The organism is Arcticibacterium sp. SM2516 (assembly GCF_057914865.1).
Map to the genome: position 1 here is coordinate 5,090,752 of NZ_CP195290.1, position 12,249 is coordinate 5,103,000.

Sequence of the window (12,249 nt, forward strand, 5' to 3'; positions counted from 1 at the left end):
ATTATTTTTTTAATCGTTTTTAAACAGAACGTAATTGTTTTTCGTTCTTTTACAAAATTACTTTTCGAATTGAGAATAGTGGGAAAATTAGTTGTTTTTTTATGTTTATTGGTGACCATGAGTTCTTGTTTTAAAGAACCAAACTTTTCATTGACACCAGTTATCTATTTTGATTCCATCAATAGTCAGATAAGGTTAGATCAATTTGCAGGTCTTACCAAGGACTCTGTAGTGGTTTCTGTCAGGTTTGAAGATGGTGACGGAGATTTAGGTTATAACGAGTCTCAAAAGAATGATGCTCAAGAAACAGATAATTATAATTACATCATAAGGCCATTTAGGAGAAAGAACGGCGTTTTTAAGGAGTTTACGCCATTGATTCCCTATTCTGGTTATTTCCCGAGTTTGAATTTTGAAACCAAGCCTGGTCCTATACAAGGAACATTGAGTTACAGTATAGAGTTTTTCCATGCTTTTTCCCCGAAAAAAGATACGCTTAAATTTGAGATTCAGATATTGGATAACTCCGGCAACCTGAGCAATACTGCAGAGTCGGAAGAGATTATTCTTAACCAGATTTAAACTATAATCCCGAAAGTAGTCCCTTTATCTAACTCAGACTGTTTAATGAATAGTTTACCTCCATGGTAAGTTTCTATTATTCTTTTGGCAAGTGTTAGTCCTAAACCCCATCCTCTCTTTTTGGTGGAAAATCCGGGTTTAAAGATTTTTCTTTGATTGGCATTGCTAATACCTTTTCCTGAATCTCTTATATCAATCTGTACTTTCCCATTAGGTTTTTGATAAATGGTAACGTGAAGTTCTCCTACGCCTGTCATAGAGTCTACCGCGTTTTTACAAAGATTTTCTATCACCCATTCAAAGAGATGACGGTTTATTTTGGTCATGACGTCTGAAGGAAGAGAGTTAGTGATAAACCATTCGATTTTTGTAGAAATACGTCTTTTTAAATATTCTGTAGTTTGCTCTACTACTATACCTAGATTCTCTTCTTTCATGGTAGGCACTGAACCAATATTTGAGAATCTTGTGGTTATGGTTTCTAGGCGATAAACATCTTTCTCCATTTCGTCACCAATATTTTGGTCAAAGCCATCAGATTCTCTTAATACTGCTACCCATCCTAGTAGTCCAGATATAGGCGTTCCTAATTGGTGAGCTGTTTCTTTTGCCAAGCCTACCCACACCCTGTTCTCTTCTGCTCTTCTGGAAGAGCTATACGCTATAAATGCCAGTGTTCCAAAGATTAGAAATGTGGCTAAAAGAATATAGGGGAAAAACTTTAACTCTTTTAAGGTGCTAGAACTGGAGTAATATATATAAGCCGTTTCATTATCCAAGAGATCTATGGATATGGGCTCCCGCTCGGTTTTCATCTCTTCTACTTTTCTTTGCAGCAAAGCGGTTACTTCTTCAGGGGTGAAATTACTGGTGGAATCTGCTAACTCGGGTATATTTCTAAAGTCAATAGGCACTCCGTCAGAAACTAATATGGTAGGGATGGTTTCGTTTGCTTCAATAACGTCAGACACGAAAGTGTAGTCGCATGAGCTATCGATACCTTGTTCAATAAAGAATCTTACACTTTCTGCATAGAGCGTGGCATATTTAGTTTCTCTATCCTCTAAAGCTTGCCCAAGCTGATTGAAATAATATAATACACCCGCACCAACTATAAGTAAAATACTGATAAGACCAAGTCGCCAGCCAGAGAGCTGATCGTACATGTTAAAAAAGAACCTGTTTTTTGACATTTTAAGAATTTAGGAACGGAACATTGATTTATTTCGTTAGATATCACCGTAGAACAGCTTAGAATTATTTCAAATTGGACTTTTTCAAGAAAGCTAAAAATTAGTTTAGAATGATTCTAAATTGACTTTTGTGATTTTAATCATAACAAAGATATACTTTCTAAACGTAAATTTGCGGTCGAATTACATACAGTATGACAGGTCATTTTAAAGTAATATCAATTTCATTTAAAACTTCATCTCTGGAGTTAAGGGAGAGAATTGCATTAAATGAAGACGAGAGCAAGGCACTTCTTTTAAAAATAAAGGACATTTTTGGGATTAGTGAGGCTGTAGTGTTGTCTACTTGTAATCGTACGGAGATTTATTATGTATCGGAATCGAATCATACTATTGATCTTATAAAGCTACTTTCTGCCCAGAAATCTATTGATTCTTCATTGATTTTGCCCTTCATTGAAACCTTTACAGAAGAGCAGGGCTTAGAATATGTTTTTGAAGTAGCCACGGGTTTGCATTCTCAAGTAATAGGAGATCTTCAGATTCCTAATCAGATTAAAAATGCTTATCAATGGTCTGCGGATATGGCAATGGCGGGTCCGTTTATTCATCGCTTGATGCATACGGTATTCTTTGTTAATAAGAGAGTGGTACAGGAGACGGGTTTTAGAGACGGTGCTGCTTCTACATCTTATGCTACGGTAGAAACTATTGAGACCTTCTTGCACCTTTTGAATGAGCCTAAAATTTTAGTTTTAGGTTTAGGAGAAATAGGGCAGGATGTTGTGAAAACCTTAGACGATAAAGGTTATACCAATTTTACTGTTGCTAATAGAACGCTTGCAAAAACAGAAGAACTTCCAGCGAGTTTAAAGTTTGATGTTTTATCGTTTGATGATGTAAAAAGTGAGCTTAAAAACTTTGATATAGTTATCTCTTCTATACGCACAGAAGAGCCTTTTATAGACTTTGACACTGTTAAGGGTTTGGGTCATAAAAGTGTAAAGTATTTTGTGGATCTTTCTGTCCCACGTAGTATTTCTCCAGAAATTCAAAAAGTGCCGGGTATGGTGCTTTATGATTTGGATGAAATTCAAATTAGAGCCAATAAAGCTTTAGAAGGAAGAATAGCTTCTGTACCTGCTGTGAAGTCTATTATTGGCGAGGCCGTCAATGATTTTGGTGATTGGTCAAATCAGATGGTTGTTTCTCCGACTATTCAAAAGTTGAAAGGGGCTTTAGAGCAGATTCGTAAAGAGGAGATGTCAAAATATTTGAAATCTCTTTCTGAGGAAGAAGCTATTAAAATGGATAAAATAACCAGTAGCATGATGCAAAAGGTTATTAAATTGCCAGTATTGCAGCTAAAAGCTGCATGTAAAAGAGGAGAAGCGGAAACACTGATAGACCTTCTTAATGACCTTTTTGATCTAGAAAAGGTTAAAGCTTAATTATTTGTTATAATACTGCATTTCTAAAGACTTGGGACTTTTGTGCCAAACCTTTTAAAGTCAAGAATGGGTCTTTTATCTACACTAACTGATGTTAGCCTAGACGAATTGCAACACTCGGCTATTTGGATAATAAGGATGTGCATAAGATTTGTATCTTGCTTACTAATTAAGACCTATCTAAAATGAATAAAATCGTATTACTTTTTATCCCTTTGGTAATTTTCGGCTGCTCGCCCTATAAAAAATATGCACATACTGCAGCGGGATGGGAAGAGGAGATAACCATGCTGGAGTATAAAGACGATGCCGAGACTTATTCTGACGATGCCGTTCTTTTTATTGGCAGCTCTAGTATTAGGATATGGAAAAATATTCAATCCGATATGGCTCCTTATGAGCCTATTAGAAGAGGATATGGGGGAGCACATTTTTCAGACCTGGTTCATTTTACTAAGAGGCTAGTTTATCCTCATAGATTTCAAGCATTATGTATTTTTGTGGCCAATGACATCACTGGAGGAGACGATGACAGGAGTGTGAGGGAGGTGATGACTTTATTTAAGGAAGTGGTCAATACGGTAAGGGTAAAGTATCCTGAAACACCGATATTTCAAATAGCCATTACACCAACTAGTAGTAGATGGAAAGTATGGTCGGAAACACAAAAGTTAAATGCTGCCATGAAGACTTATTGTGAGAAACATGAAAATCTTTATTTTATTGATTCTGTTCAGGCATACTTAAATGCCGAAGGAACTCCTAGAGATGAACTTTTTTTAGGGGATAAGCTCCATCAAAACCAAGATGGTTACGACATATGGGCCGTAGAAATTAAAAAAGAATTAGATAAGGTTTTAAAATAGTTTAGTCCCATAAAGTTTTAAACATTCATTATTCAATTAACCCAAACAATGAAGTATATAGTTTTTTTAGCCGCTCTGTGTGTAGTATTATCTTGTCAGCCAAAAACAGAAGAAAACGAAATGGAATCTACACCTATAGAAGAAATAACGCTTTTGGTAGGTACATATACCTCCAGAGATAGTGAAGGTATCTACGTCTATAAATTTAATCCCGAAACAGGAGAAAGTAGACTGGTGGATGTTGCCAAAGATTTAGATAACCCCTCCTTTTTAGCCCTTTCTCCAGACAAGAAATTTGTTTACACTGTAAGCGAAGCGGATAAAGGTAGTGTGGTGGCTTTAGCTTTGGGTGACTCTACTTTGACAAAAATAAACATGGTCTCATCAGCTGGAATTCATCCTTGCCATGTAAGTATTGATCACAGTGGAAAATGGGTTTTTGCGGGTAATTATAGTAGTGGTTCTTTATCTGTATTGCCTGTTTTAGAAAATGGTGGGCTTGGTGAGCCAATACAGAGTATAGTGCATAAAGGAAGTGGTCCAGACAAAGGGAGGCAAAAAGAGCCACATGTACATTCTGTGAATGTCTCTCCTAATAATAAAGATCTTTTTGTGCCTGATTTGGGCATAGATAAAGTCATGGCATATAGGCTGAATGATAGCACTGGTATGCTAACAGAAGGTAATTCTGTAGCTGTATCTGCAGGTTCAGGTCCAAGGCACCTTACTTTCCATCCTAATGGTAGGTATGCTTATGTGGTTCAAGAATTAACGGGTAAAGTCACTGCTTTTAATTATTCGGATAAGGGTTTAGAGACTATTGAAGAGGTGAGCACATTACCTATTGATTTTGAGGGTAAAAACTCTTCCGCAGATATTCATATCTCTCCAGACGGCAAGTTTTTATACGCTTCTAATAGATTCCATGATAGTATTGCGGTTTTCTCTATTGATGCTAAGTCTGGGAAGTTAACGGCCGTGAGTCATCACTCAACGCTGGGGCAAATGCCTCGAAATTTTGCCATTTCTCCTTCTGGAAAATATGTGTTAGTTGCCAACCAAGAATCTGATAATATCGTTATTTACGACAGGGATGCGGCCACGGGAAAAATCTCTCCTTCCGGAAAAGAGATTAAAGTTTCGATGCCTGTTTGTTTGCTTTTCGTTGACTGATATTGGCTTGAAAAAGCGAGTATTAAGATTTAATACCTACTTTTCTAACAAACTGGTAAATCATACCACTAATGATGCATTAATGGCATAGTTTTGTCGTTAGTAATCTGAAAATATCTGGGAGTTTTGATGAGTAGAATATTAGTAGCGTTAGTTTTTGTTTTGATGTGTCAATCGTGTTTTCTCTTTCAAGGGGATCCTATTGACCCACTCGTAGAAGATGAGCCGCTTCCACAATTTTTGTCTACACCATCAATCTTCCCCGTTGCCCCAAAAATTATTGATGAGGCTTCTGGGATAGCTATTTCTCGCTCTATGCCAGGGCATCTTTGGGTTATTGAAGATGGCTTAGAGGTTCCAGGTGTTCATTTGCTTTCTACTTCGGGAGAATATAAAGGAGATGTTAGGTTACCACTTTTTAACCGAGACTGGGAAGACCTTTCTAGTGGTCCAGGGCCTATAGACGGGCAAAATTACCTTTATATCAGCGAGACAGGGGATAATGCTGATGTTCATAAGGACTATATGATTTATAGATTAAAAGAGCCTAAGTCACTTAATGACAAGGATTTGGATCTAAAAACCATATCTTTTAAATATCAGGATGGCGTGTCAATAGACGTGGAGGCGATGTTTGTAGATCCTAAAACTAAAGATATCTATTTAATCTCTAAAAGGCAGCTATTTAGTGTTAGGGTTTATAGACTCACTTACCCTTATAGTACAGAGTCTCAGAATGTAGCCGAATTATTAGGTACGATTCCTCATTCTATTATAACTGCTGCAGATATGTCTTCAGACGGTAAGCAGCTTTTAATTAAAGATTATAATTCTATTTTTTACTGGAGGCTTAGAGATAACGAAAGCATCTACCAGGCTCTTTCGAGATCCAGAGATGTAGGAGCACCTTATTACGTAGAGACTCAGGGAGAAGCTATTTGTTTTGATATAAAGGATTCAGGATACTATACCTTATCTGAAAGGAATAATACGCCTTTTATTAACCTATATTACTATCAAAGAAAGCTAACGGAGTAATTATTAATTATCCGAACATTTTTCCTAGTCTACCAGCCCCCTGAAGTTTATTCATTTTCTTCATCATTTTTCTCATTTGGTCAAATTGCTTTAGAAGGTTATTGACCTGTTGAATGGATGTTCCGCTACCATTAGCTATACGCTTTCTACGGGATCCATTGATGATGTCAGGGTTTTCTCTTTCTTTAGGTGTCATAGAGCATATTACGGCCTCTATAGGCTTGAAGGAGTCGTTGCTTATGTCTAAATCTTTTACGGCGTTACCCATTCCAGGAATCATTCCCATGAGGTCTTTCACGTTCCCCATTTTCTTGATTTGCTGTAGTTGGCTTAAGAAATCGTTAAGGTCGAACTTGTTCTCCCTCATCTTCTTATTTAACCTCTTAGCGTCTTCCTCATCATAGGCCTGCTGAGCTCTTTCTACTAAGGAGATAACATCTCCCATGCCCAAGATTCTATTGGCCATCCTGTCTGGGTGAAAGATGTCAAGGTCTTCCATTTTTTCCCCAGTACTCATGAATTTGATAGGCTTATCTACCACTGCTTTCACAGATAGGGCAGCACCACCTCTTGAGTCACCATCTAGTTTAGTAAGGACTACGCCGTCAAAATCTAGTCTGTCGTTAAACGCTTTGGCTGTATTAACAGCATCCTGACCTGTCATGGAATCCACCACAAATAGGATTTCTGTAGGGCTGATGGCTTTTTTGATTTCAGCCACCTCGTTCATCATTATTTCATCCACGGCCAATCGACCTGCAGTATCAATAATGACAATATTTTTTCCTTTCGCTTTAGCTTCTTTTACAGCGTTTCTGGCAATGTCAACAGGGTTTTTATTGTCAGGTTCCGCGTATACATCTACTCCTATTTGTTCTCCTAAAACTTGTAACTGCATTACGGCAGCAGGACGATAGACATCGGCAGCAGTTAGTAATACCTGTTTACCTTGCTTTTTTAGGTAACTGGCAAATTTTCCAGAAAATGTGGTCTTACCAGAACCTTGAAGACCTGCAATAAGTATAACAGCAGGAGAACCTGTAATGTTGACCTTCTGAGCGGTTCCACCCATTAATTGGGTTAGTTCATCCTGAACAATCTTAGTGAAGAGTTGTCCTGGCTCCACAGCCGTCATTACTTTACGGTTCAGAGCTTCTTGTTTTACTCTGTCTGTAACTTCTTTAGCTACTTTATAGTTTACATCGGCGTCTATTAAAGCCCTACGGATTTCTTTTACAGTGGCTGCAATATTGACGTCAGTAATTCTGCCTTTACCCTTTAAGGTCTTAAAGGCACCGGATAACTTATCTTGTAAACTTTCAAACATTATTTATAGCTGTTTCTTGTTCATTGCCTTTTGGGCAAAAAATGAATGCAAATTTAACAAATTGCCTTGTACTAAAGAAATAAAAAAGCCTCCGCTTATAATAAGCAGAGGCTTTGTTAGGCTAGACTTTCAATGACTACCCTGAAATTGTATTGTTACAGCTTAAAGACTTGATACTAATCTTGTCGTTTCTGTTTTGATTTCGAAAGGTTTAACCGTTTTATCTTTTCCTTTAGAAAGTACAATGCTGTAGTCGCCATCTGGTAAAGAAGATAGGTCAAGTACCTTCACATATTCTCCGTTAATTACTTCAGACTTGTAAAGTGTAGCACCAGAATTGTCTTTAAGTTCTACGGTAGCTAGTTCAGTTAAGTTAAAGGCTGTCACTTTAAACTTAAGTCCTTTTAATGCTTTAACAGTTAAATCGGTTTCAAACACGTTTGAAGTGAAAATGTGATCGTTTGCTTCTACAACAGTTGCAGCTGATAGTCCAATTATCATTGCTGCAGTTAAAATTAGCTTTTTCATAGTTTTATAAATTTAATGTTTTGTAATTTCTTTTTCTTGTTTTTGTCTTTGTGTTGAAACTGTTACGTTGTTTCGTTTTGACAATACAAATATAGGTAACTAACTGTCAATGATGCAATAGCATAGTAGAGTTAGGCTAAAAGTTCATATCACAATCCTACGGTAATCTTTGAAAAGTACTACGTTTGTACTCTGGTTGCAATAAGTACTTTATAAAGTACAATGCTTGTTGACAATTGCATAATGTATTGACATTTAATGATTTGATGATTATGGTAGGATGTTCGTTCTGAAGTGTCCAAATGTCTTATCAAATAATACAAAATTGAATTATTCCGAGATTTAGGCCCTGCTGTTTTCTTAAGTAGAATTGGAAGCTTCGAGTTCCTCAGCTTCCTTTTTCCAGAGCCTCAGCTTTCTTTGGTGTGTAGTGGATAAGCTTCGAGTTCCTCAGCTTCCTTTGGTGTGTTGTGGTGAAGCTTCGAGAGCCTCAGCTTTTTAGGTGTGTAGTGGTTAAGCTTCGAGTTCCTCAGCTTCCTTTGGTGTGTTGTGGTTAAGCTTCGAGTGCCTCAGCTTTCTTTGGTTTGACGTGGTGAAGCTTCGAGAGCCCAAGCTTTCTGTTAAAAACTAATTTTTCTAGTTTAGCTTTAACCCGCTTTATGTATTAGAAAATCTCCCGATTGTTATCGGGACCGTAGCTAAATTGCTTCAAATTAGTTCGTAAACCCATTTAAACTCAATCACCAGAACCCTTCGACAAAAAGCTCAGGGTAAACTGCTATGCTAATTTCGTTTAAAAGTCTGATTTATTCCACTTTAGCTACTCATTACGATTCTCCAATGCATAAACCGGGTTTGAAACTAGGAGTACAAAAAAGCCTCTGCTTAGTTGTAAGCAGAGGCCAGATAATTGAAGTATTGTATTAATACGCGAAATAATACTTTTAGATATTAGATACAGTTCTTGTTGTTTCTGTTTTGATTTCAAAAGACTTCACAGTTTTTACTGCTCCTTTTGATAATTCTAGGCTGTAGTTTCCGTCAGGTAAAGTAGATAAGTCAAATACTTTTACATAATCGGCATCTTTTACAGCAGCCTTATAAAGTATTACACCCTTAGCATCTTTAATTTCAAGTATTGACTTTTCTTGAACATTAGATGCAGTTACTTGGAATTTAAGTCCTTTTAAAGCCTTTAGGCTCAACTCTGTTTCAAATACGTTTGTAGAGAAAATGTGATCGTTTGCTTCTGCAAGAGTTACAGCTGATAGTCCAATGATCATTGCTGCAGTTAAAATTAGCTTTTTCATAGTTTTATAAATTTAATGTTTTGTAATTCCTTTTTCTTGTTTTTGTCTTTATGTTGAAACTGTTACATTGTTTCTTTTTGACAATACAAATGTAGCTAACATACTGTCAATGATGCAATAGCATAGAAGGGTCAAGTTGAAAGTTCATATCACAATCCTACGGTATTCTTTGAATAGTACTACGATTGTGCTCTGGTTGCAATAAGTACTTTATAAAGTACAATGCTTGTTAACAATTGCGTAACATATTGATGTTTAATGATTTGATGATTATGGTAGGATGTTCGTTCTGAAGTGTCCAAATGTCTTATCAAATAATACAAAAATTGAATTATTCCGAGATTTGGGTCATGCAGTTTTCTTAGGTAGAATTGGAAGCTTCGAGTGCCTCAGCTTCCTGTGGTGTGGAGTTGTAAAACTTCGAGAGCCTCAGCTTTCTTTGGTGTGTGGTGGTGTTTCGGCTTCCTTAGCTTTCTGTTGAAGACTAATTTTCCTAGTTTAGCTTTAACCCGCTTTATGCATTAGAAAATGTCCTGATAGCTATCGGGACCGTAGCTAAATTGCTTCAAATCGGTTCGTAAACTCATTTAAACTCAATCACCAGAACCCTTCGACAAAAAGCTCAGGGTAAACTGCTATGCTAATTTTGTTTAAATGTCTGATTTATTCCACTTTAGCTACTCATTACGATTCTCCAAGGCATAAACCGGGTTTAAAACTAGGTGTACAAAAAAGCCTCTGCTTAGTTGTAAGCAGAGGCCAGATAATTGACGTATTGTATTAATACGCGAAATAATATTTTTAGATATTAGATACAGATCTTGTTGTTTCTGTTTTGATTTCAAAGGACTTCACAGTTTTTACTGCTCCTTTTGATAATTCTAGGCTGTAGTTTCCGTCAGGTAAAGTAGATAAGTCAAATACTTTTACATAATCGGCATCATTGACAACAGCTTTATATAGAATAATGCCATTTGTGTCTTTAATTTCAAGAACTGACTTCTGTTCTACATTTAAAGCCGTCACTTTAAATTTAAGACCTTTAAGAGCTTTTACACTTAATTCTGTTTCAAAGAAATTTGCAGTGTAAATGTGATCGTTTGCTTCTGCGATAGTTGTGGTTGATAATCCCATTAACATGACCGCGGTTAAAATTAGCTTTTTCATATTTTTCCTTTTTGTGTTGTAAGAATTGTGAATTCTTGTTTTGTTACCAAGTCAAGTGGCTCATACTTTGTGCCTCTTTGACATTACAAACTTAGGTAAATGTGCCTTTACGATGCAATAGGCTAGGTATGGTCAATGAAAGATTCATAACACAATCCTACCATAATCTTTAAAAAGTACCATGGTTATGTATATTTTGATACAAGTACTTTATAAAGTACAATGACTATTAACAATTCAGTAATATACTGGTTTTAAATGATTTAAAGAAAGTGCTTGGATAATGCTTCTACTTAGTCCAAAGTCGTGTTGAAATTGTTCAAATTGTTACTTTTACATCTTAATGGTTAATTGGATATTTGGTTTTTATGTATAAAAAAGCTCCGTAAGTATTACTTACGGAGCTAATATTATGTGAAGCTTAATTGAGATTAAACTAAACCTTCTATTCTGTTGATACAGTTAAGATCTTCAAAAGCAACTTTCAAACGAGCTACCATGCTTTCTTCACCTTTACGAAGCCATACACGTGGGTCATAGAACTTCTTGTTTGGCACATCGTCTCCATCAGGATTTCCTAATTGAGTTTGAAGATAGGCTTCGTTCTTTTGATAGTATTTCAAAATTCCTTCCCAAGTGCTCCATTGCATATCTGTATCGATATTCATTTTTACAGCACCATAATCTATAGCTTCTCTAATTTCTGCTCTAGAAGAACCTGAACCACCGTGAAATACAAAATTCACTGGAAGTGGGCCAGTTTTAAATTTCTCTTGAATAAAGTCTTGAGAGTTCTTAAGGATTTTAGGCTGAAGAGAAACGTTACCTGGCTTGTAAACCCCATGAACATTTCCAAAAGCAGCTGCTACTGTGAAGTTAGGAGAAATAGCTTTTAATGTTTCATAAACATAAGCCACTTCAGAAGGTTGAGTATATAATTTAGAGCTATCTACATCAGAATTATCTACACCGTCTTCTTCTCCACCAGTAATTCCAAGTTCAATCTCAAGAGTCATATCTATTTTTGCCATCCTTTTAAGATACTCAGAACAGATTTCCATGTTCTCTTCTAATGACTCCTCAGAAAGGTCTATCATGTGAGAGCTAAATAATGGCTTGCCAGTTTGTGCAAAATGTTTTTCACCTGCATCTAAAAGACCGTCAATCCAAGGTAATAATTTTTTAGCACAATGGTCCGTATGTAATACTACAGGTACACCATAGTATTCCGCCATTTGATGAACATGCATAGCACCAGAAATAGAACCAGCTATAGCAGCTTTCTGGTCGGCGTTTGATAAGCTTTTTCCTGCATAAAATACGCCACCACCATTAGAAAACTGAATGATAACTGGAGAGTTTAAGGCCGCAGCGGTTTCAAGAACAGCATTGATAGAGTTAGTACCTACCACGTTTACTGCTGGAAGAGCGTAATTATTTTCGTTTGCATGACGAAGTAATTGATTTAGTGCTTCACCAGTTACAACACCCGGTTTAATCAATGATTGACTCATGAATTTTTTATTTTTGTATTATGTTTAGAATTTCTTTAAACTTAAAAAGAAGCCCACTTTTTGAATGGGAAAGTTATTCAAAAGTAAGCTTTTTGTATCT

General features: G+C 36.4%; 11 protein-coding genes. 5 read left to right on the plus strand and 6 right to left on the minus strand.

The annotated features are described in order from the left end of the window. Positions 1 to 150: 150 nt before the first annotated feature. Entirely contained in the window at positions 151 to 582 is a 432-nt protein-coding gene (locus tag ACSBFT_RS20905) for a hypothetical protein (protein WP_463046691.1), read from the plus strand. Here the strand turns inward: ACSBFT_RS20905 and ACSBFT_RS20910 are convergent. Then, the gene (locus ACSBFT_RS20910) at positions 579 to 1,775 is read right to left on the minus strand and encodes an ATP-binding protein (protein WP_489602299.1); all 1,197 of its coding nucleotides are present in this window, start codon (positions 1,773 to 1,775) and stop codon (positions 579 to 581) included. The genes ACSBFT_RS20905 and ACSBFT_RS20910 overlap by 4 nt on opposite strands. A 194-nt stretch (positions 1,776 to 1,969) precedes the next feature. Here ACSBFT_RS20910 and hemA point away from each other — a divergent pair, with 194 nt between their 5' ends. From hemA to ACSBFT_RS20930, 4 genes are all read left to right on the plus strand, one after another. Next, positions 1,970 to 3,226: a glutamyl-tRNA reductase gene (hemA, locus tag ACSBFT_RS20915; protein ID WP_489602300.1), complete on the plus strand. Its 1,257-nt coding sequence runs from the start codon at positions 1,970 to 1,972 to the stop codon at positions 3,224 to 3,226. A gap of 185 nt (positions 3,227 to 3,411) precedes the next feature. After that, positions 3,412 to 4,092, plus strand: a complete 681-nt coding sequence (locus ACSBFT_RS20920) for a GDSL-type esterase/lipase family protein (RefSeq protein WP_489602301.1) — start codon at positions 3,412 to 3,414, stop codon at positions 4,090 to 4,092. 48 nt (positions 4,093 to 4,140) lie between these two features. After that, entirely contained in the window at positions 4,141 to 5,265 is a 1,125-nt protein-coding gene (locus tag ACSBFT_RS20925) for a lactonase family protein (RefSeq protein WP_489602302.1), read from the plus strand. A 129-nt stretch (positions 5,266 to 5,394) separates the two neighbouring features. Further along, a complete protein-coding gene (locus ACSBFT_RS20930; protein WP_463046696.1) occupies positions 5,395 to 6,303 on the plus strand; it encodes a PE-PGRS family protein in 909 nt (302 codons plus the stop codon). Between the two features lie 7 nt (positions 6,304 to 6,310). Here ACSBFT_RS20930 and ffh read toward each other — a convergent pair whose 3' ends face one another. The 5 genes from ffh to fbaA all read right to left on the minus strand — a co-directional run bounded on the left by ffh (position 6,311) and on the right by fbaA (position 12,149). Next, positions 6,311 to 7,630 carry a signal recognition particle protein gene (gene ffh, locus ACSBFT_RS20935; protein ID WP_463046697.1) on the minus strand — a complete coding sequence of 440 codons (1,320 nt, stop codon included), beginning with the start codon at positions 7,628 to 7,630 and terminating at the stop codon, positions 6,311 to 6,313. A gap of 162 nt (positions 7,631 to 7,792) precedes the next feature. Then, positions 7,793 to 8,158 carry a T9SS type A sorting domain-containing protein gene (locus ACSBFT_RS20940; RefSeq protein ID WP_463046698.1) on the minus strand — a complete coding sequence of 122 codons (366 nt, stop codon included), beginning with the start codon at positions 8,156 to 8,158 and terminating at the stop codon, positions 7,793 to 7,795. Positions 8,159 to 9,102: 944 nt separating this feature from the next. Further along, entirely contained in the window at positions 9,103 to 9,468 is a 366-nt protein-coding gene (locus ACSBFT_RS20945) for a T9SS type A sorting domain-containing protein (protein WP_489602303.1), read from the minus strand. Between the two features lie 801 nt (positions 9,469 to 10,269). Next, complete coding sequence (locus ACSBFT_RS20950; protein ID WP_489602304.1) at positions 10,270 to 10,635, minus strand: T9SS type A sorting domain-containing protein; 366 nt, start codon at positions 10,633 to 10,635, stop codon at positions 10,270 to 10,272. Positions 10,636 to 11,066: 431 nt separating this feature from the next. Next, positions 11,067 to 12,149 (minus strand): class II fructose-bisphosphate aldolase, encoded by a 1,083-nt coding sequence (fbaA, locus tag ACSBFT_RS20955; RefSeq protein WP_463046701.1) that lies wholly within the window; start codon positions 12,147 to 12,149, stop codon positions 11,067 to 11,069. Positions 12,150 to 12,249 lie beyond the last annotated feature (100 nt).